Here is a 22,843-nt window from a genome sequence, read left to right as displayed (position 1 = left end):
TCGCTTAAACGGTCTAAATGCACCTAAAAAACAGTCTAGATAAGAGAATAAACTGTTTTTTTGATGAAGAGGCATCGGCGTATGCCCATTATGTTCGCAGGAAATTGTTATCCCAACACTAACTCAAAACGAGCAAAAATATCTTCTTCATACCACATCGTGAAATTAGTTCCCCATGTTGTGTTCAATAGTGTAAACGTAAATTTATTGTTGTCTTGATGGTATTTGTTGTTATAACTTAGATTGTTATTTGTTCCGATTCCCAAAAGAGGGGCATCAATAGGTTTAATATTGATTTTTTTATCGCTGCCATCGTAAATTAACTCTTCAATCATGTGTTGCAACTTATTTCCGTGACCTACCACTTCAAAAGGTGAAATAACGGTATCAATTTTACGAATCTTAGTTAAGTACGGCGAATTCAAACGTGGTGTAATGTCAAAAGAATAAATTTCTGGATAACGAATTGCATCTTTATCCTTTAATAATAGTGCAATTTCAACTTTATCTCCAAATTGATATTTAACCTTTACAACTCTTGGAGCACCATACTCCTCCACAGCTCTTTGGCTATACTTTAAAGTTGCAATAATAGAATCATTTTCCATAACTAATTTCACAACATGTGGTGTGAAATTTTCATTCAATTGAATTCGTTTTTGAATTTCCATTCCTGGCTTTAAGAAGTCAATTGCCCACCAATTATGCTGTAATTCACGCAAATAGTTGTAACGTAGGTTATCATAGTCATTTTGCCCAGCAATTGTATAGTTCAGAACCCCGAGTTTGTTGTCCTGATCAAAGTAAAGTGTTCCATCCTTTTCTAAGTGGTTAATTGAACCATCGCTAGCAAACATAACTTGATACCCGTTTACCGAAATCAATTCTTCCAAACCACATTCAATACCTTGGTTTTCAAAGATATGATATGGAACTTCGATAAGTTTTTTAATGTTATTTTGATCTTTAGGCTCCAAACAAGCTATTGCACGATCAACGTTCTTGCGTTGTTCTTTCCATGAAGACTCATAAAATTTGTACGAACGATCAGTCCACTCATTATAAGTGAATTGCATTTCGCCAACAGTTGCATCTTTAACAATTCCATAAGCGTAGGTTAAATCAAGATCCGTAATTTGGTCTAAACTACGCGCTCGTTGGAAGTCTTTCTTTTCATAATTCATATAGTCACTGAAATAGCGTTTGATATCCATTCCCCAAGTATGCTCTGGAACTAACATCGCATAGAAATTAGCATCATCATTTTCTATTTTGTTATCAAACATGTAATTAGTTAAAATCCGATAATCACGAATGATTTTCGGATCAGACATCATTCCATGAATCCATGTGTCCCCAATCTCCTCTGTAATAACTGGCAGTTGGTCACGTACTTCCCAAATTTCATTTGCAAACTGATCCATTGAAGTCAATTCAAGCTCATAGTCTGGATACTCATTCGCCATTTTTGATAAAAAGACGTTTATTTTCTCTTTTGTTCCTGGACCACTATTATCATGAGTATGCATAAACGCCAGCTTATTATCTATGCAATCAATTCCGATTACGCCACCATAGTCGTCTGAATAAGAGACAATTATCTCACTTTCGCCATTCTTCCATAGGAATGTATCTGGAACTTCTGGAATTGAGCTCGAGCCATTTACACCAATGTGTAGGAATTTAATTCCTTGACGATATAACTCATCAACAATCCCGATAGTATGTCCTGGGACGTCAGTCATCTTTGCGCTTGTTGTTTTGTATCCATAACGAGCATCTAACTTCTTTGAGATTGAAGTCATGTAATGTAAAGTTTGAGGTGTCATAGTTTCAGATTCAAACGTACACGGGATTGCGTGCCAGCGAATGTAACCTTTCTTTATGGCGTCGTCTAGCTTTTTACAAGCTTCTTCATCCATGTTTTTGAAGTAATATTCAATAATAAAGCTACCTGTTGTCCAAACAAAGTCTTTGCCCTCTTTTCTTAAGTCTTCAGCTAAAGTGATTGCGTTTTGAATGTAATCATGGCAATACTTGTGCAAGACATTTTCTGCTAAATCGGTAAAACCAATGTCAAAATGAGTTTTGTTTACCACATAGATTTTTTTCATTTCTATAATCACGCCTTTCTTAGTCATAATACGTCGTGAAATAATTGATTTCAGGCTTTTACTCCACTTTTGTTTCTACAAGGTTCGGCCATTCCAATTCGGACTCTGAATCATGATCTCTCATAAAAAACCTCTTAATAATCCCAGGCTGTCGAGACTTTCTCGACAGCCTGAGGACATCATTGAATGATGTCCTCTTCGACGTGGGTTATAAGCTATCAAATATGTGGATTAAAATCAAATGCGACCCAAACGTATGCAATCTGCAATAATACCAAGGGTAAGCTTATGTTCCTTCTCGAAATGCTCTTTCTTTAATGATTCGAACAGCGTTTTCTTTAGCTTTATTCGAAAATTCAGCTATGTTCTAACATAGGCCTTGATTGTCCCCATTTCTTTTCCTACGCTATTACCATGGGGGCGTATCGAATAGCTGCCAACCATTGCAGGAATGATAAATGTTTCAGCATAATGAACTATAAATGGCTCAAAGGCATTTGTAGGGCTTTCGACTATAGCTTCCTCCCCCTCTATTAGATTGAGAACATTGACACCGCCATCAGTGTTATGGATGACTGGTCCTGAGAACCAATGTCTTCTAGTTTCAATAAACTGCCTGTCGTGTAAGCCTGTCTTTTCTTCGATCCATCCATCGCCTTCACCCATTTGTTCTAGACAATTGATTATATTTTCACTGACCCACTTCTCGTCTCTTTCCCATTGAATAGAATTGATTCCGTGTTCAAGATGGACAGGTCTTGGTATCCCATCCATCCCCAACCGTCCCCAGTCCCATAATTTAAACGTGAAGTAATTGGGTGTTGCACTTATTTCTAATACCAAGGAATCTTTACCCTGCGAATGAATAGTACCTGCTGGTATTAAAAAATGGTCATGCTTTTTAGCTGGAAATTGATTAATATACTTTTGGTCGTCAAATTTACTGCCTTCATCATATGATTGTTTTAAATCTTGAATCATTTCATTGGAATTTATATCATCCTTGACACCCAAATAAACGATAGCATCTTCTTTTGCATCAACGATGTAATAGCTTTCATCTTGCGTATAATGCACCCCAAACGTTTGTTGCGCATAATCAACCAATGGATGAACCTGTAAACTAAGATTTCCGCCCCCAAAAGTATCTAAAAAGTTAAATCGAATCGGGAACTCCGCGCCAAAACGTCCATATACCTTTTCACCCAAAAGATCAACTGGATGTCTAAAAACAGCATTAATAGCTGGGACTTCAATTTTTACGTCCCCGTATCTTAAAAAAAGACTATTTTCTTCTGGTACACCATTAAAGCTCCAAGCATAGTTTTCAACTGACGGATCAAGACCAAGCTTTTCTTTCATCCATTGCCCTCCCCATACTCCAGGGGCAAAGTAAGGAATCACTCTAAAAGGCTGGCTGACTGTTTGCTTTAATCCAGCTAAGTAGGTTGCCCCCTCTACCAGCTTTGGTTCATTGCTGCAGTTCGTATCTAATAGATAATCTATTTTTTCAAACAACTTCCTTTTATGTCTGTCCGCAACTGGCCATTCAAAGAAATAGCCTCTTTTAATCTTTCTAACCGCATCCTCATTATGGTTGTCTGCTCTCCAATTTGAAATTTCATTATTACTATATCTTTTTTGGATTTCCCACCTTGCCAAATCAGCATATATGAGAATATCAGGATCACATACAAGAGTAGCACCAGAACCATAAATAATGATTAAACCGCTATCAATGTTACTAATAGCACTTCTAGCCTCTTCCAAACGTTCATCATCTAAAAAATCCCCAAAATTATGAAGCGATATCTTCCCAAATACTCTATCCGTTGTTAGATGAAATTTAATCATATCCGTTACTTTATCGCTAGAATAATATAAATCATCTGCAAAAATTGTATAGGCAGGTTCCATTACTGAAACAAGATTAGTTTTTAGTTCTTCCATTCTTACGCCAGGATAACAATCGACGGTAACGATAGTCTTTTGCTTTCCTAGTTTTTTTATTGCCCGATTAAGCTCATTCTTAATGTTTCCGTAATCTTGCCAAGCATGATCATTTGAATTGGATACTAGTATCTCTGGGTACATATTAAAATTAGCCATTATTTTATTCCTTCCTTCTAATAGATTGCTTTAATAGATTTGCTACACCTTTAAATGTACTCAGTGAGGTTTCTTCAGAACATTCAATGTTTACCGTTTTGTTCTCAAGCGTTTCATAAACCCCATTCATAAACAAATCTTTACTTTTTGTAATTTGACCGCCAAGAATGATCGCATCTGGTTTAAAACTTTTTATATATGGATTTAAAGCTTTTCCTATATATTCTCCAAACATTCGGAATGCCATCTTTGCCCTCTGGTCTTCATTTTTGCCCATAGCGGCTAATGTTTCCACTTCGTTGTCTGATGTACTAAGGCCTAATTCATTCGCCAGTTTTAAGATACCTCTTTTAGAAATATAGTCATCGACTATGGATTGCTTAAATGGTTGATTATAGATCCATCCATTTTCCGGTATATCTTGTCTGTCTTTTACCAATTTTCCATTTTCCATAAATGCCGATCCTGCCCCCGTACCAATCGTTAAAAAGATGGATTTGTTGTAACCTCCAGCCTTGCCGGATACATATTCTCCTAAAGCAAACAGGCTAGCATCATTATCAAAAACAATCTGAAAATCATTACTTGTCTTTGAATGAAAAGAACTTTCTTGTTTAAGACGATTTATTAATAGATCACGAAGGTTCACTTCGTATATCTCTTCAAATTTATCGATACCTTTGATGTAACTTATCCCGCTTTCATAATCAAATGGACCTGGAAATGCATAGCCAACTCCAGTTATTTCGAAGTCTTTATCCAAAATTCCATTTGTTTGCTGCTTAATGATGAACACCAAATGTTCAATGATACCTTCTTTAGTCTCTTTTGATTTCGAGGGGAAGATGGCATACGAGTTAGGAACTATTTCCCCATCGTCGTTTAAAACAGCTGATTTTATAAACAATCCTCCGACATCAAATGCGATCGAATATTTATTCATTACAACTCTTCACATCCCTTTTTGGCAAAATACCCTTTTTATATTGGATCATTCAATATTTAATTTTAGTATAAATCTTGTTCTCTCCTTAATCTTTTGAGAAACCAGTCATATTTTTATAAAATCGAGACATTCGTGATACACTCGTGGAGAAATATGCTACTATCAAAGCGGGAACATTAATGTGGTTCATCATTATTTTGAAAGGGGAAGACAGCCATGGAATGGACTGATTTGTTTATAGATGGTTCAATTGCTCTTAATCAGGAATCTATTCAAGTCAACGGAAGTGATGTTTCCATTCTAATTCACTATTGGGGTGCTCAACCCGATCATTACAATAACAAGCCACATCAACATTCTTATTTTGAACTGTGTTATATTGTCAACGGTGAAGGTGAGTATATGGATGATGGACATTCATTTCATATAACGAGTGGGTCCCTTTTCCTTTCCCGCCCCTTCGTTAAACACCAAATTTTAAGCGAAACTGGATTGGAAATTATTTTTGTTGGATTTGAAATTATAAAAACAAAATCAACAAAGAAATTAATAGAACTTTTCACTAATCTAGAAAAAACGAAAAAATTCATTATTAATAATGCTAGCCAATCTCCCGTTGTAAAACTATGGACTTCGATCCTCGTTATGGCCTGTGATTTTCACCTATTGTTCAACGACTGCTTTCAAGGCTTATGTTCTTCTTTCTATTCAAGTATTGTTGGTTTATTTAATGAACAACAAATTAAATACAAAAAGAATAAAGAAATTCGTATTTATTCGTCCTTAGTATATCAAGCGAAGCTATACATCCATGACAACCTATCTCAATCATTGAAAATGAGCGATGTAGCGGATTTTATTCACATTTCAGAAAGACACTTATCACGTATTTTCCAGGATGAATTAGGCCAATCGTTTTCAAATTATATTAAAAGAGAGAGAATGAGAAAAGCCAGCATCCTCCTCTCAGATACCGACCTTACCCTCAAAGAAATTTCAGAAATGTCAGGTTTTAAAACAGTTCACTATTTTACCACTGTTTTTTCAGCAGAAATGGGAATGCCACCTGGGGAGTTCAAGAGAAAGCTCAACCAACAAACGCTATTAGTACCAGAAAACTGAGACTTATTTACAGAGCGCTTCTATAAACTGATCAAGAATCTGAATAGCGTTTTTTTGTTTTCAACCAGCAAATCAAAGCACTTTGGGGATATACGTATTCGACTTGTTTTATATATTAATCTTATAAAAAAATCGACAAGTGGTAGTGTGCCCTTCAAGTAGACACTCAAAAAAAACCGATGTTATCATGAGGAACGAGTGAAACTTGGAGGGGTGTTAGGAATTGATGATTTTGCTATCCTTGAAGGTCATACCTGCAATACGGGGTTGCATGATTTGCGTGGTGACTCTTTGCTAGACATCATTCTAGGCAGGACATCGAAAGAATTACTTGCTTATTATGAGAATCATCCTGCGATGGGTCTGCTTAATCCGGTTGCCGTAGTTATGGATTTAGCGCATTTTTCCCGCAGTAGGGGCAACTTGGAAGCACGATCATGGGAGTCACCTTCAGAAATATTGAATCGTTCGCTTCATTTGGAATGAGTTTACTTACACGAAACTATGGTAGACCTAAAAATAATTTCGGAGCCAAGGATATCTATGAGCGTGATTTCGTTACCCTCTTTGTCCGTTCCAATCGGATCGTGCAGAAATACATCTTTACGTGTTTTCTTGAGCGAACGCAGGTGCATCAGAATTTCGTTTTCGATACAACGGGCAGCAAAAGTGGCTAGCTTTGTCCCTTTGTTCGGGCGATAACTTTCGATAGCTTTAATCAGGCCGATGGTGCCGATGGAGATCAGATCCTCCATATCTTCCCCAGTATTATCGAATTTTTTGAGGTTGTGGACATGATGCGATGTCAAAAAAAATTAGCCAATTACAGCTTTACTATTATCAATAACAATTAATTGATCAATCAACTCTAAGTGAGATATCAGATTAATCATACTTGTTAAATTGCGTCTAACAATATCTTCGGCTTCAATATGATAGCCACCGTTTTTCACACGTAGAGCAATACATTCAATATTTAGCCGAACATCTGCTAGTCCCACATAAAACACAATAATTTCAAAGCCTTATTCCTTTGTATCCCTCATCTGCCTTATAACGTTACCACCCGCTAAAGTGGTTTCCACAATGAAATCCCACTTATTCCAGATATACTACCTGGCTATTCTTATGGCTTCTTTCCCAGCAGATAATTTACTCTTTTCAGGATGCCCATTATTGATCTTGCGGGCTAGTGCATCTGGAATCATCAGCGATTCTGCTTTATGCCATTCTCCCATATAGAAATCTTCCACTTTCATGAAATGAAAAACATAATATTCTCCGTTAATTATTAGCTGTTCCTCTTCTTTTTGATTTCGTGAAATTCAAGGTTTTTGATGATGCAGCCGGATGATGATACTCAATATCCTACGCCCCCTAAAACCTATCATACAACGTTATATATTTAACAAAATAGTTTACATATACATTACACTTAATAATCAAAAAAGCCTTTTCCTCCTTTTTATAAACTCAAAATATATTAAATTCATAATATTTATTGACTGAAACAAATACAAGTGTTATATTTCCTAACATTAAATAATATAATACATAAAGGAAAAGGAGATTACGCACATGAATAAGTTCAAACGTCTACGTGAAACTAAAAGAGATCATTCTGGTTCCACCCGATCTGAATATTCACCAGCAAAAAAAAATTGGAGTAAAAAGCAATTTATAGCTACTTCAATTGTGTTATCTGTTATTGCTACGAGTATAATTCCGTTCCAAACAGCTGACGCTTTAACTAGAGTTACTTCAGAAAGTGGCACAGTATGGGAGATTCACGATGTTTTTGCTCCTAGCTTAGACACAGGAAGTTTACGTACAGTTGGTGCTACACAAGTACAAGGTTTCGGCAATATCTTTGTTAAAGTGTCCTCGCCTTCAGCTCCACTGATGAATGGTCAAATGATGCGTGGGTTTGACTTGAAATACGATGGCGTTAATAAGTTTACTTCGGCTCAATCTGTAAATCTAGGAAATGTAACTGTAACACGTGAGGTGTATGTGGATACTATTCATAATCGAACGAGATTCTTTGATACATTCACTAATAAAAATGATGTCGCTATAAAAGTTGATGTATCATTCGGTGGCTCTTTAGGATATGGTACAACAACAAATGCTTCAGTAGTTAAGGCAACCTACTCAGGCGATCTAAAGGTAACAACAGATGATTCATGGATTGTTGTAGATAGCAGTGCCAGAAACAATAAGCCGCTAGGCGTTGCAGTGGGATCACCAAAACCGTTTGATAATGGATTAACAGGTCTAGGGAATCAGCAACAGGATCCATTCACAGTACCCTTAGCTGAGTATGGAAATGAAGCGAATTTCTATGGGTTCATTAATTCACTAAATATTGGGCCGGGCGAATCGAAGTCCCTAGTAAATTATGTACAAGTTGGAGAAGCTGGTGAAGAAGGGTTGAAAAATCTGGTTGCTATGCTAGATGGACTTAATAGTCTGCTGGATGTAACAGGATTAACAAAAGCACAAATTCGTTCAATTAGCAACTGGGATATATCTGCTATAGAGGGACTTGATACTGGAGATCATCTGGATATTCCAAATGCTCCTGCGGCCAAAAAATTAATAACTTCATCGCCGTATGATGTTAAGAATAAATCAATTGCAGAAATGCAGAAGGATATGATTAATGGTAAAACTACTTCTGTACAAATTACTCAAGCCTATTTAGATAGAATTAAGGTATACGATGAGGGACAATTGGGATTCCATGCATTCCTGCATGTATCTGAAACTGCGCTTAACCAAGCAAAAGCTGCTGACGATGCCCGTGCACAAGGTGTAAAAGGTGATTTATTGGGTATTCCAATTGCGATAAAAGATATTTATGACACAAAGGATATGCCTACTACAGGTGGCAGTAAAGCTCTTGAAGGCTGGCAGCCTGATTCCGATGCATTCCAAGTGAAAAAGCTGCGGGAAGCTGGAGCTGTAATTATTGGTAAAGTAAATACTTCTGAGTTTGCTAACAGCGGAAGCTTTAGTGAGAGCGGCTGGCAGCAAACATGGAATGCACTCTATCCATCAAAAACATCTTTTGGCTCAAGCGGCGGGTCTGCAGTATCTGTTGCAGCTGATTTTGCAGCAGCAGCAATGGGATCGCAAACAGGGGTATCTCTCTATGCACCAACTACAGGCGCTAGCTTAAAAAGCTTCCGGGGTACAGACGGTATGGCAAGTACTACAGGAGTACTTCCACTCACTTGGGGACAAGATTATGCAGGTCCCATTGCTAAAACAGTAACTGACCTAGCTATTATATTGAATACTACAACGGGTACGGACCCACAAGATATTTTCACAGTCACTGCTGATGCAGATCATAAGCGTCCAGTGGATTGGATGGAATCTCTGGATGCTTATGCATTGAAAGGAAAGAAAATTGGATATATCCCTGCATCCTTTGTATCTGCATATGCTGATGATGATACTGGACGGGCAGTGATGGATAAGTTCTCAGAGCTTCAAGCAGCGGGGGCGACAATGGTTGAAATGTCAGCTGTACCATCAGGCCCTAGTCGTCCTTCAGGTATTAATGGATCTACTGAAGGTTGGGCACGTTATATTGAGCTTCATAAGGACTTCCCTTATATTGATGGAGCAAGTGTACTAGCTTCAGATAAGGTGCTTATCTATAATCAAAGAGGATATAGTACTCCAACTCGTATGACTGAACAAGCTGTACAAGATTACATTAAGTATAGAACAGACTATAAGGAAGTTATTAAAAACTGGATGGACGCGAATGGCGTTGATGCTGTTGTTTATGCAGGTTTTATTAGTGACGTATATAACAATGACGCATCAGCTTCTCAATTAAGTTCTGACCGTAACACGGGCGTATTAACCTCTAATGTGGGTCTCCCTACTGTAGTTGTTCCTGTAGGAACGAATGACAGCGGATATTCTATTTCTATGCAACTGGTTGGTAGAGCATGGGACGATGCAAAAATTTTAGGCATGGGCTACGCTCTTGAGCAACAAAGTCAAGCTAGACTACTTACAACATTTGCTCCAGCACTTCAATATGTTTCAAACTCTACTAATCCTAATCCAAACACAGATAATGGACCAACCAATTCAAATACTGGAGGAGGTACACCTCCAGCAGTAACAACGCCTATAGAAACAACGGCACCTGCAGAAACAATAACACCAGCAGATAAGCCGAAAGTTGTTAGTTTTGTAGATACAATGAATCATTGGGCAAAAGCAAGCATTGACGCACTAATTGCTAAGGGATTATTGACCGGTTATTCCGATGGAACATTCCGTCCAAATTCAGGTTTGACTCGTGCCGAAGCAATTAAAGTAATTGCAACTTACATGGGACTTGAAGGACAAGAAAGTAACTTTATAGATGTATCTCCAACTCATTGGGCGAATAAGTTTATTGGTGCAGCTGCTGGATCAGGCTTGATGAACGGATATAGTGACGGAAGATTCCGTCCAGATGAGAAGATTAGTCGTGGTGAATTAGCGGCACTAATCACTCGAGCTTTTAAGCTAACAGGTACTGGAAACACATCATTCAAAGATGTTACAAGAAATGCATGGTATTATGATTCCATTGATGCACTCGCATCCAATAATATTATTACAGGATACGCAGACAGTACATTTAAGCCTGAAAAAGATATTACTAGAGCAGAGTTTGCAGCAATTGTTTCCAGATTACTAGGAACTATTAATTAAAAGAAATTCAATTAAAAATGACAGAGTACTCGAGTAACCACGTTTACAGGAAGGGCCATCCCGAAAGGGATGGCCTTATAACTTGCCGTTACAGATAGTGCGATGAACCGTATCATAAGTAGGGCGAACCCTATCCACACAAAAAACGACTCATCCGTAGACAAGTCGCTTTTCAAGTTTTATTATTAATGGATTATTACTGTGTAATTGTCATCAGTCTTACCACTTCACCTTATAAAACTCATGATACAGCTTCATGAGCGCCCTCTTCTCAATCCGCGACACATAACTCCGCGAAATCCCCAGCTCCTTCGCAATCTCCCGCTGCGTCCGCTCTTCCCCACCTGTATCCAGCCCAAACCTACCCACCACAACTTCTTTCTCTCGGTCATCCAGAATATCAAGATTTCGTTTTCAATACAACGGGCAGCAAAAGTGGCCAGCTTTGTACCTTTGTTCGGGCGATAGCTTTCGATAGCTTTAATCAGGCCGATCGTGCCGATGGAGATCAGATCCTCCATGTCTTCCCCAGTATTATCGAATTTTTTGAGGTTGTGGACACGATGCGATGTAATAACTAGAAATGGACTGAATTATGCATGTCTCTGGGCAAGCAAACAATTAAATAGCCACATGGAGTTCTTACGCTCCTATGTGGCCTTTCACTTAGCTATCTTGAATTTTCTTCTTCAATTACAATATTTCTACTACTATTTTCCCATACTATTTATCTGTTGAAGCACTGCATTTACTTGTCCTAAAATTCTTTTAACCTCATCTGTAATATTGCAACGAAAAAGACCCTTAACTACAGAGAAAAACTCAGTATCAATTCTTCTGTAGTCATATCCCGTTCGAACTACATTATTAAGTTCATTTAGAACATATATCCAAAATTCTTTACTTAGAAAGTGACTTCTCAAATCAATTAGGTCGTGTCTTAAATCTCACTTAAGGGCATCTTTCACCGCCTTTTCGTCCCCCTGCTGCGTCACTTTCTCTTGACGTACCCCGGTACGCCTGCGAAAAAGTTTCTGGCTTGGAACTAAATTCGGCAAAATCTGCTCCTTTAGGAGTTCTAAGACACATCCTAATCGAACTTGACCCTTTCGACAGTATTCGCGGGATTCCTGCACCGTAGAGAACTGGACTCGTCTCATCTCTTGGTATTGAACCACTCTACAAGAATCGCAGCAGTATCATGGGGCTGAAATACCGGAAAATAATGACCATAGGGTACATCTACGCATTTAACCTGTGGATCGATTTCCTCAGGATAGTGGTAATCCTCATCTTCCTTGCCCCAGACCACTACTGTGCTCTTCGCCTGATCAGCTTTACTCCACGTCCCCATCGATAACTTGTCTTGGACTCCTTTGCCCTTCCCGGTATGAATCCAGCGTAACAAATCGGTATGCGCACCCGCAATGCGTGGAGATTGCATACTGGACCTCACCTTTTCTGCAAATCTTCTAATTACACGGTGATCCGTGTCACGTTTTGATTGAAGCATACGATTCCAGCCAGCTTCGGATCGCCCGGCCAGAAGGGTACGCACGAAATCTCTTGGCATACGGGAAGCCATACGCAGAGCTGTCTGGTTAGAGTTATGACCTACGGGCTGCAATAAACCAAGCTGAATATCTGTGCGTCCGCTCCTGAATGCCGCCGTAGCCGCAATTGCGCCCCCAACAGAGTGACCGATCAGCTTCATCGGGCCTTCCAACTCGCGAAGTGCGGTGAGTAGTTCATGCACCTGGCCTTCAAACGCTTCACTCTTCTGATGAACAGGTGACCGACCGAATCCGGCCAGATCGACAAGCCATACCGGGTTTCCTGTCAGTTCCCGAAGCCGTTCTCCCAAAGGTAACATCTCATCGGCACAACTAAGCAAACCATGTACGATGATCCACGACTCTCCTTCACCATCCCAACCAAGTGCAGCCAAATTTCCTATCCGTGATCGAATACAACCGGCTGGCAAAGTCCCAGATGATGCATGACGGAGACGATAATCCAAGTCGGCTGTCACAAATGGAAGCTGTTCCCTGATATCAGGCCAGGATTGTCCCATACGTGTGAACAGAGCCTCCGTCTCTTCCACCGGAAATGTTCTGTTGGTGATAAAAGAAACCGATTCTGCTGGAACACCGCTGATCCGCGTACCGCCTGATTTCATCGCCCATTGAACCCATGTCAGTGGTACAGCCCATTTGGGCTTTGGAACATCCATTTGCTGTGACAGAAGATGCAGTAATTCCTTCATGCTAGGACTATCTTCTTTGCGCGCCAAAAGTGGATACGTTCCTCCCACTGGAGCTGTTTCTTTGGATAAAAAGACAAGGGTCTTTGCAACCACATCATTCTCCACAAGCGGCAACCAATACGATGAACCTCCCGGTACAACAGGCATGAATCGTTTCTGAATCGCCTGAATGAGCAGTCCGATACCACCCGTTTGCTCGGTTTCACCCGTGGGCCGCGGTCCCACGACTGTACTTGGATTGACAACAGACAACGGATACTGATTCGCCTCTGCATGTTCACGGATATACAGATCAGCGTGAAATTTCATTTCTTCATATGCACTTTCATGATTTTCTAGTTTGTTGACCTGAATGTATTCCCCCTTTTCGTCCCGTTGTCCATACGGGCTCATAAATCCAACAACATGGATAAAGTGTCTCAGTCCGCGTGTACGATGGATCTCGCCAGCCAGTTCCGCCACTTCCTTCGCGCCGTTCATAAAAATCTGTTCTGCTTCTTTACGCTCCAGAGTAACATCCATCGTGCCGCCAGCATGAATGATGACGTCTGCTTCGAGAACAAGCTGCCGATCAGTCAATACAAGGCCGAGACCTGGTTTGGACAAATCGCCGTGGATAAATGTAATTCGGTCGAAGTTCTTCACTCCGTAAGCTTGCAGCACAACTCTGGCTCTTGGTTCGGAACGAACAAGCAACAACAATTTTGTGTCCCCAGCCGCGAGTTGTTTTACTGTTTCCTTACCGATAAAGCCTGTACTGCCTGTCATGAAAATGATTGCTGGTTCAATTTCCCTCTTGTTAATAACCTGCTTTATGTCCCTAGTGTGCTCCGTATTTGTTTCACGAGTAGTATGAACATTCACTGTGTATCCGCCCCTTATAGTACTATAAAGTACTAATAATATTCAAAAAAAGAGCTTCGTTTACCGAAGCATCTGACAAAAAGTACGTGCTGATTGTTCAATAATTCCTGTATCACGCGCGGTCTCCGCAAGCACAAGGGAACCTTCCATTGCCGCAATAAATAATGCTGCTGCTGGCCCCGGCTCGATTCCTTTACGAAACTCCCCGCCATCCAGCCCCTGTTGGAACAATTTCTCCATCATCGGCTGCAACTCACGAAAGAAACGGGATATGCTTTCTTTTACTTCCGGTGCACTGGCTGGTGTCTGCATATACAGTGTAATAAACGGACAACTTCCTTCATAATCCCGACCCTCTATGCCTGCGGACAGTAACGCCATAAACGAATAGATGCGTTCTGTTACCTCTCGTTCACGCTGACTGAGCAGCAGGTAAAGATCTGATTCATACTGGGCGATCCAGTACTGCACCACAGCATGAAGTAATTCCTCCTTGTTTTTAAAATGGTAATAAATATTCGACTTGGATACTCCGCTAACCCGTACTACCTCATCCATACTAACGTAGCTGTACCCCTGACGCAGAAATAACTGTGCAGCCACTTCAACTGCCTTGGTCCGGTTAACCGGATTGGAACTCTTAGATTTAGCAGATTCATTGTTCAATTTTTTATTCGTCATAGATAGAACTATATAGTACTAATCAAATAAAAACAAGTTTTTTGTTAATCAAAAGATCCTCTTTCACCTCAACCCCCTCCTACTTGTCCACATATAGTATTAACGCTGTGTTAAATACGTCATGGAATTACTAAACCGCTTCGGGTTATCCACATTCCAGAGATATTCACGAGGTTATTGGATCTGATCGGCAGATTCATCCTCTTTAATCAAAAGCGACTAGGGCGTGTTAGTGACTCAAAAATATATTTTCATTATATCCATATTATTACTACATCATTTCAACTCTTGTAGATATAAGTCTAGCGACAATTATTACTACTCTTTTTTTGCTAGCGATCATTTTAGAGTTATCTATCTAGAAGCTTATTCCTACATTCAAAACATATATATATTAAATCTATGCATCATTTAAAGTATTCTTCTGAACACCACTTTATCTTTATTTCTCTACTTTTTTCATGAATTTTTATTAACTGATTTTTAAAAAAATTCGTTGAACTATATCTTCAGCTATAAAAAACTGTCTCTTAAAGTAAATTATTTGCTTCTGATATGGACCTTGGTGCTTTTCATTGTTCTCATATACATGTAACAATTGAATATGGAGATCATAAATTTCTTTGTATGTCATAATAACACCCCTCAGCAGTTAAAAAGTTAATTTTCTAAATGTGCTTTTTTTATGTTCATTTAGCCCAACTACTTGAATTAACAAAAAAGCAACTCCCCTGTTGGCAAGTCGCTTTTAACACAATCTTTTGTGAATCTTTATTACTATTGTAAACCCTACCGCTTCGCCTTATAAAACTCATGATAAAGCTTCATCAGCGCCCTCTTCTCAATCCGCGAAACATAACTCCGCGAGATCCCCAGCTCCTTGGCAATCTCCCGCTGCGTCCGCTCTTCTCCACCTGTATCAAGTCCAAATCGCCCAACGACAACTTCCTTTTCCCGATCATCCAGTATATCAAGATTACGATAAATCTTGCTTTTCTCGATCTTCAAATCCACTTCTTTAATGACATCATCAGCCTCGGAGCCAAGGATATCGATGAGTGTAATTTCATTACCTTCTTTATCCGTCCCAATTGGATCGTGCAGAGATACGTCTTTCCGTGTTTTCTTCAAAGATCTAAGGTGCATCAGAATTTCGTTTTCGATACATCGGGCAGCAAAAGTGGCTAGCTTTGTGCCTTTGTTCGGGCGATAGCTCTCGATGGCTTTAATCAGGCCGATCGTGCCGATGGAGATGAGATCCTCCATGTCTTCTCCGGTATTATCGAATTTCTTTACTATATGGGCGACAAGTCTCAAATTGTGCTCGATAAGCAAATTTCGGGCTTTAGCATCCCCTTCAGCCATCATGCCTAAGTATTTGCTTTCCTCCTGCTCCGAGAGCGGCTGTGGAAATGCGTTGTTCCTTACGTAGGATACCAGCAACGTCAGTTCTTTGATTAGCAACGCGATCGTACTTAAGAATCCAGGCAACTTGGCGACACCTCCCGCACTTGTACAATGAAACCGATCTGTTAGCCTTACGGGTTCATGGTCATCTTATTGTATGTGGGTAGATGCCTAGAAGTGCATGTACGGGGGAAATTGTACAAACACACAAATTTATGTTTTTCTATTTTTTAACCAAGTATGAACAAAAGACCTGCAGAAGCCTTCGCCGTCTTGGCGAGACAACCGCAGGTTTTTATTGCCTATCGCATCAAGCTTTATCCACTAGATCATTTTTTGTAAGTATTATAGATTAGCATTGCTGCTTCGGCCCGGCTCGCTGTTCCACCCGGGTTCAAATTCAATCCGTCACCTTTAACGAACCCTGCCTTGACCAGTGAAGCAATGCTGCTTACCGCATAGCTTGATACCTTCGAAGCATCTCTGAATCCTTTCAGGTCAGCAATTAAACCTTCTTCGGGAAGCTTCCCAGCTGCTTTCAGTACCCTAGCGATCAGCACCATCATATCCTGTCGGCTGATTTCGGCATTCGGAATAAATTTTCCGTCCGCACCACCCTTAGCAATTCCGAGCGCTTTGGCGATAGACAACGCCTCGGCATAATATGTGCCTGGATTGACGTCGGCAAACTGATCTGTTGAATCCGAACTGAGCTTAAAGGCCCGAACTGCCATCACAATAAAGTCCGCTCGCTTGATCTTTCCTCCCGGCGAGAACAAACCATCGCCTGTGCCTTTAATAATCCCCTCTGCCGCAAGCTTGTCGATAGCCTGCCTTGCCCAGTCATATCGGCTAGAGATATCCCGGAAAGTTATTGCTGACTGTCCCGATGTTCCCGGCTGCGAATCTGGGTTTGGTGCCTGAGACGCTGATGCGCTGCTAGTCGGCGTCGGCGTTGGTATCGGTGTCGCAGTGGTTCCCGGATTCGTCGTGCCGCTGTCATTGCCACCACTGCTACCGCTTCTCGGTGTAACCGATATGTCCGACTTAACCCCTTCGCCTAACAAATTGCTTGCTGATACGGCGAATGTGTAAGATTGGCCATTGTTCAGATTCGTAATCACTGCATCAAGACCGTTATCTTTCCAGGTAATATGCTCGGTAATTGGTGTGTAGGTTTCCCCTTCCTTGACGTATACGTTGTAACCTTCAGCATTTGCGTTAGCTGGCCAGCTTATAGTGACTTGCCGATTTCCGACCTGTGCTGTCGGCACAACGTTACCAGGCACTGCGCCGCTCAAATGGATACTATCCACTCGGATATCCGGATTTTTAAAGACTAGATATAAATCATGCGTACCGGAGAGTGTCGTCAACAACTCCCCCGTTACATCGGTATAATCCAACTCGGTCACTTTAAAGGTGCTGCCTGGCACCTCACGAACTGCTGGCACAGTCGCGTCAAATGTAACGACCGCCAAACGGGTTCCCGTTGGAGAATCTGCTCTAACCTCAACTACTGAGCTTGCATTCGTGGAAGCCCCACGCAAGGTAATGCCAGTTACACCGGATAAACGAACTTGATTAAGTGCTACCCAGGAGTTGCTGTTCTTAGACATGACGGCATAATATCCGTTCTCGGCTTCTTTTGCCTTAAGCCCTTCTGCTGTACGAAGCTTGGAGACCTCTCGATAAACTACATCTTTAGATGCAAAGGCATGATCGAAAATGTTAGCAGGCGCATTGACCGCATCAAGCTTCGCAATACTCTCATTATTGTAAGAGAGCGCAGCGGATATAGGAAGGTCACTAGACGATTTGCCTACCATCAGAGTGTAGCTTCCTGTTTCATTCACATACTCATTACGGTTGACATCCCACACGGCGAAATCAGATGGGTTCACTGTAAGCTGAACAGCCTTTGTCTCTCCGGCCGGAATGTACACTTTTTCATAGGAAACCAGCTGTTTCTTAGGTGTATGATCACCGTACTTGGAGGTATTGTTTTTGATGTACAGCTGAACTACCTCAGAAGTATTAACAGCTCCAGCATTCTCCACATCTAGGTTGATGGCAAAAGGTTCCTTGCCGCTAACATTAGACGGCACGCTTAAGTTCGAAAATTCGAAGCTGCTGTATCCCAACCCGTAACCGAATGGATAAGTTACTTGGGCATCGGTATACATGTAGGTCAGCTTACTTTCAAGCGGATCACCGTTTGTCATATCCACTGTAAATCGAGGATCGAGCTCGGCCAAAGTCACCGGAGTCGCCCCTTCAGGCAATGAATAATTATCAAGAACCGGCAAAGCATCCATTCCGGCATACCATGTCGAAGATAGGCGACCAGTAGGCGCGTAATCACCGAACAGCACATCCGCAAGTGCCTTGCTGTCGTATTGACCTGCATATGGCTGATACATAATAGCAGCTACATTCTCATTGTTTTGAATGGCCTCCATGTTCACAGGCGCATTTGACTTAACAATAACAACCGTCTTTTTCGGAAAAGCCTGCGCCACTTGAGACACAATCTTATACTGATCTTCTCCCAGGTTAAGATCCGATCTGTCGGCGCCTTCGCCTGCGCTATGTCTGGCAGGTGCACCGACGACAACTACGGCGTAATCGTTGCCGGAGGCCCAAGCGCTTGCATCTGCGCCCGCTTCCTTCAAGACAATCTCTTGAAACTTCTGATTGTCAGTTCGTGCCGCGGCGCCTGCTTGATTGGTCAGCGTCGTCGACGATAGATCAAGACGATCCGCCCCGTTCACGGTAACAAACCGGCCAGCAGAGTAGTAAGCTGTTTCAAACCCACCTCCGAAGCTCTCCGAATACGTGCCTGAGATCAGCGAGACGGTTCCGTCGCTATTTGCTTCTTGACGGAAGCGACCCGGAAGTGTACTGGCATCCGCCACATTAGAGAACGGATTTTCCACGAGATTGAGCTTGGTCGCATCGCTGTTTTGGACTGTACGGCTACTTCCGCTCGTTACGTCCTTCAGCCATTTTCCATTTGCCAGTGACAAGTAACTATAGCCGCCTTGGCCCCATGCGTAAGCCTCAAAGGCTTGGGATGCCGTATAGGCTTTTCCGGCGGCACTATAGACATAGACACTGTCTGTTACGGTTGCCATATCCGGTGCAATGAAATCCGCAGTGAGCTGAGCACCGTTCGTATAGGTGGAAGCCGTAACCGTTTGATGATTGGAGACAGAATCCAACGCAATTACGGGAGCGCCTGTACCAAAGGTAACATTATCACTACCAATTGCTTCCCGAATGGCTCCAAGTGGGGACAGCCCAGCCCCAGGCAATACCGGTGTTTTAGATACAGAGTAAGTTGCTTTAAACCGGGTATCCGCCAACAGCCCCGTTACAGCAACGTTGCTGGATTTGGATAAAGGTAGCAAATTATTATCGTTCTTCAGCAGAACGACACTTTCCCGCGAAGCATCAAGCGCAACGTTCTGGTTTTCGTTCAACGTATAGATTTGCGGACTCCGGTCGCTCGCTAATTCCGAGAACGGATAACTTTTCGGGGAACCATCTGGATTTTTCTCGTTAAAATATCCAGTGCGTACCCACATCTCGATTTGTCCGCGGACGCTATTCTCTAGATCCACGCGGGTCACACCAAAAGTCCCATTATTTACAGCATTCAGAATGTTGGTGCGGGTGGAGCTTGTCGTGTTGGCATGATTTCCGCTAAGCAGCAGGAGCGCAGCCGCACCATCAGCATCCGTATAGTTCTGATAACCATTGTTGAAGCCTGCGGTCATCGCGCGATCGGCGGCTATAAAATCACCTACCGGCAGCATACTATACGGGTTTGAATTCGACGCCCGGATAATATTCGGTGAGATATGGTTAGGAACTCCATTCGTTCGACCGTAAGTAGTCATAATACTTTGGACCACACCGGCTTGTAATGGATATAGGAAACTTTTCATTTGGTATTCATTAAGCGCCCGGGCGCTTGCATAAAATTGGCCGCTCGCTCTGAACCATTGTGCCAGATAGTTGGTATAATGCTTCGTCCCCAATTGAGCTTTTAACCAGAAGCCATCCTCGTTGCCAGCCTCCCCGTACCCGGTGATCCCCTTAGCCATGGAATTGATCATCGTTCCAGCAAGGACAGGGTCCTCTGCGTAGCCCTCTTCAAATCTGCCACTAAGTGGATTTGTCCGTAAATCAGATACGGCAGAGAACATCAAGGTGTTGGGATTGGCCAAAGTGACTTCTCCCCGCCGCTCGTTCCCCATGACTGTCCCCACTTTGCTGACTAGATCCTTATTCCAGCTTTGTCCCAAAGCGAGCATGGACGGCATATCTGTGCTTACACCCATAACACGGTCCACTCCGCCGGCTGCCGTTCCCGGCAAGGTATAACCTCCCGCGATTGTCCGGGCTGTGCCGGCACTCTTTTGATCCGCGTAATACGCCAAATCCTCGATGCTCATATCAGCTAAAATCAAATCTACAAATGCGTCCAGATGACTAGGTACACCATCAAAGATCGGCATGTTGGATGCGCCTCTAGCAAACTCAATCGCTACATTGTCAGCCGCTCTCATCTGATTCGGTGCGATCGTTGATATCATGGAGATGATAAGCGCCATAATCAGGGTGACCACAACTAGTTTTCTGAGGGTAAAACCTTTCATTCCACTGATCATGTGATTGCTCCTTTTATTTTTTTTGGACAAGTCTCTCGCATGTAACTGATGACAGTCTAGCTGCTGCTGTCCTCTTCAGAGATTTAAAGAGTCGTCGATGAGATATCACATGATGCAGTTTCTGAAGATTAGCCTTTCACTGAACCCACCGTAAGTCCCCCTACGAAATACTTCTGTAGGAACGAGAAGGCAATCAGTAGCGGAAGCGCACACAGCATACAAGCTGCGAAGAGGACGTTCCACTGGGTTGGATTCTGCTGGTCACCCATGAAGCCAAGCATGGCTAGCGGCAGGGGAGACTGCGAGGACTTGGATATAAACGTCATATTGAAAAAATAGTCATTCCAAATCCAGATGCCCTGCGTGATGATGACCGAAACTGTGACGGGAATCAGCAGCGGGAAGACCACTGTCCAGAACCGACGAAAAAGTCCCGCACCATCAATATGTGCTGCTTCTTCTACCTCCTCCGGAACACCACTACGAATAAATCCGGTGTACAGGAATGTTGAAAATGGCAGGCTACAGGTAACGAACATCAGGATCGGCGTATACTGCGTGCTTGGAATACCCAAGCTGTTGATCATTTGCACAATTGGAATCAGAACCATCTGTCCGGGTACGACTAGTCCGGCAAGGAAAAAAAGATACAGAAACTGGCTCCATTTGCTCCTGATTCGGGCCATCGGATAGGAAGCCATAGCCGCGAAGATCACAACTAGAAGAACAGATATCGCTGTCAGCACGACACTATTTAGTAGGGCGGAACCAAAATGCATCCGTTCGAAGGCTGTCCGGTAGCTCGTAAATGATATCTCATTGAACAAATCAAGCGGGTTTGTGTTGTTGTCCGGTGATCTCAGTGAGGTGGACAGCACAATCACAAGGGGAATCAGATTCAGTACCATAATCACGATAACGATGAGCTGAACAAGTATTTTTTTGAGAATTGACCCGGTTCTAACAGGCTTCCGCACGTTCCGGACAGGTTTATGCTGCTGCTGGAGGTTGCTTGCTGCTGTTCCATTGCTCATGCTGACACCTCTTTTCTATTCATCATCAGGACAGAAACCGCAGTAATAGCGATAATCAGCATAAACGAAATAATCCCGAGCGCCGAGGCCTTGCCAAACATTTGCTCCGTGAACGCCATTTTATAAATCGAATAAATTAGGGTGTTAGTCGAAGTTCCAGGACCTCCATTAGTCATAATAAACGGAAAATCGAAGGCTTTCAGACCATTAATTAAACTCAGCGTCGTATTGATCGTAATGGATGTGGCAAGCAGTGGGAGCTTCACAAACCGCAATAGCTTCCAGGCACCGCAACCATCGATTCTACCGGCCTCGAGCAGCTCACTAGGAACGGTCTGAAGACCTGCTAGGAAGATAATCATTGTTGTTCCGACGTTCTTCCAGATTTCTACGAAAATAATAGAATATAGCGCCGTGGAATAGCTGCCGAGAAAATTCAAATTATCATTTGCAATCCCGAGCTTGGTCAAGAATGTTGCAATCATCCCGCTGTCCGGCATATAAACATAACTCCAGATGAAGCCGACCACAATCGCACTGAATAGAGTCGGAATGTAGGAGATGGAGCGGTAAAAGCCCTTGCCTCGAATCTTCATGTTCAGCAGCAGCGCCAGTCCAAGCCCGATTAGATTGCCCCCCACTACGCTGACAACCGTATAAATGAGAGTATTCTTGATCGAGTTGCCCAGCGTACCTCCGCTAAACAAATCCTTATAATTATCAAAGCCGATATAATTAAAGGTTTGGGCGTACCCGTTAAAATCTGTAATGCTATATTGAAACAGCTTCGTAATCGGGAAGATCCAGAATATTAAATAAAAGATCAAGGCCGGAACTGCGAAAAAATACATCGTTTTTTTCATTACAGTTGATTTCATCTCTGTCTCATC

General features: G+C 42.0%; 14 protein-coding genes and 2 pseudogenes. 3 read left to right on the top strand and 13 right to left on the bottom strand.

Annotation, left to right across the window (positions count from 1 at the left end):
- Positions 1–107: 107 nt before the first annotated feature.
- From NST34_RS07085 to NST34_RS07075, 3 genes are all read right to left on the bottom strand, one after another.
- Complete coding sequence (locus tag NST34_RS07085) at positions 108–2,141, bottom strand: DUF5054 domain-containing protein (protein ID WP_076298189.1); 2,034 nt, start codon at positions 2,139–2,141, stop codon at positions 108–110.
- A 333-nt stretch (positions 2,142–2,474) separates the two neighbouring features.
- Positions 2,475–4,223 carry a class I mannose-6-phosphate isomerase gene (locus tag NST34_RS07080; RefSeq protein WP_076298190.1) on the bottom strand — a complete coding sequence of 583 codons (1,749 nt, stop codon included), beginning with the start codon at positions 4,221–4,223 and terminating at the stop codon, positions 2,475–2,477.
- A gap of 4 nt (positions 4,224–4,227) precedes the next feature.
- Entirely contained in the window at positions 4,228–5,166 is a 939-nt protein-coding gene (locus tag NST34_RS07075; RefSeq protein ID WP_341127452.1) for an ROK family protein, read from the bottom strand.
- A gap of 219 nt (positions 5,167–5,385) precedes the next feature.
- On the opposite strand from NST34_RS07075, the gene NST34_RS07070 reads away from it, so the two are divergent.
- Positions 5,386–6,291: an AraC family transcriptional regulator gene (locus tag NST34_RS07070; protein WP_339269561.1), complete on the top strand. Its 906-nt coding sequence runs from the start codon at positions 5,386–5,388 to the stop codon at positions 6,289–6,291.
- Positions 6,292–6,489: 198 nt separating this feature from the next.
- Positions 6,490–6,777, top strand: a complete 288-nt coding sequence (locus NST34_RS07065) for a transposase (protein WP_076298193.1) — start codon at positions 6,490–6,492, stop codon at positions 6,775–6,777.
- 38 nt (positions 6,778–6,815) lie between these two features.
- Here the strand turns inward: NST34_RS07065 and NST34_RS07060 are convergent.
- The 3 genes and pseudogenes from NST34_RS07060 to NST34_RS07050 all read right to left on the bottom strand — a co-directional run.
- Positions 6,816–7,082: pseudogene (locus NST34_RS07060) on the bottom strand (sigma factor); the annotation flags it as partial.
- A 24-nt stretch (positions 7,083–7,106) separates the two neighbouring features.
- Positions 7,107–7,301 (bottom strand): hypothetical protein, encoded by a 195-nt coding sequence (locus NST34_RS07055; protein ID WP_341127451.1) that lies wholly within the window; start codon positions 7,299–7,301, stop codon positions 7,107–7,109.
- Between the two features lie 102 nt (positions 7,302–7,403).
- Positions 7,404–7,550 (bottom strand): hypothetical protein, encoded by a 147-nt coding sequence (locus NST34_RS07050; protein WP_339801587.1) that lies wholly within the window; start codon positions 7,548–7,550, stop codon positions 7,404–7,406.
- A 319-nt stretch (positions 7,551–7,869) separates the two neighbouring features.
- Between NST34_RS07050 and NST34_RS07045 the strand changes: the two genes are divergently transcribed.
- Positions 7,870–11,022, top strand: a complete 3,153-nt coding sequence (locus NST34_RS07045; protein WP_341127450.1) for an amidase family protein — start codon at positions 7,870–7,872, stop codon at positions 11,020–11,022.
- Positions 11,023–11,241: 219 nt separating this feature from the next.
- Here the strand turns inward: NST34_RS07045 and NST34_RS07040 are convergent.
- The 7 genes and pseudogenes from NST34_RS07040 to NST34_RS07010 form a co-directional block, all read right to left on the bottom strand.
- Positions 11,242–11,579: pseudogene (locus NST34_RS07040) on the bottom strand (sigma factor-like helix-turn-helix DNA-binding protein); the annotation flags it as partial.
- A gap of 599 nt (positions 11,580–12,178) precedes the next feature.
- Entirely contained in the window at positions 12,179–14,056 is a 1,878-nt protein-coding gene (locus NST34_RS07035) for an alpha/beta fold hydrolase (RefSeq protein WP_076284433.1), read from the bottom strand.
- A gap of 156 nt (positions 14,057–14,212) precedes the next feature.
- Positions 14,213–14,833: a TetR/AcrR family transcriptional regulator gene (locus NST34_RS07030; RefSeq protein WP_076298195.1), complete on the bottom strand. Its 621-nt coding sequence runs from the start codon at positions 14,831–14,833 to the stop codon at positions 14,213–14,215.
- Positions 14,834–15,622: 789 nt separating this feature from the next.
- Entirely contained in the window at positions 15,623–16,324 is a 702-nt protein-coding gene (gene sigK, locus NST34_RS07025) for an RNA polymerase sporulation sigma factor SigK (protein ID WP_042125228.1), read from the bottom strand.
- Positions 16,325–16,569: 245 nt separating this feature from the next.
- Positions 16,570–20,919 carry a glycoside hydrolase family 3 C-terminal domain-containing protein gene (locus tag NST34_RS07020; protein WP_341127449.1) on the bottom strand — a complete coding sequence of 1,450 codons (4,350 nt, stop codon included), beginning with the start codon at positions 20,917–20,919 and terminating at the stop codon, positions 16,570–16,572.
- A 128-nt stretch (positions 20,920–21,047) separates the two neighbouring features.
- Positions 21,048–21,953 carry a carbohydrate ABC transporter permease gene (locus NST34_RS07015; protein ID WP_341127448.1) on the bottom strand — a complete coding sequence of 302 codons (906 nt, stop codon included), beginning with the start codon at positions 21,951–21,953 and terminating at the stop codon, positions 21,048–21,050.
- Complete coding sequence (locus NST34_RS07010) at positions 21,950–22,831, bottom strand: carbohydrate ABC transporter permease (protein ID WP_341061419.1); 882 nt, start codon at positions 22,829–22,831, stop codon at positions 21,950–21,952. The genes NST34_RS07015 and NST34_RS07010 overlap by 4 nt, the downstream gene beginning before the upstream one ends.
- Positions 22,832–22,843: the final 12 nt, after the last annotated feature.

It is taken from the genome of Paenibacillus sp. FSL H7-0714 (assembly GCF_038003765.1).
GTDB lineage: Bacteria > Bacillota > Bacilli > Paenibacillales > Paenibacillaceae > Paenibacillus_AQ.
This window is presented reverse-complemented; position numbering and strand designations above follow the sequence as displayed.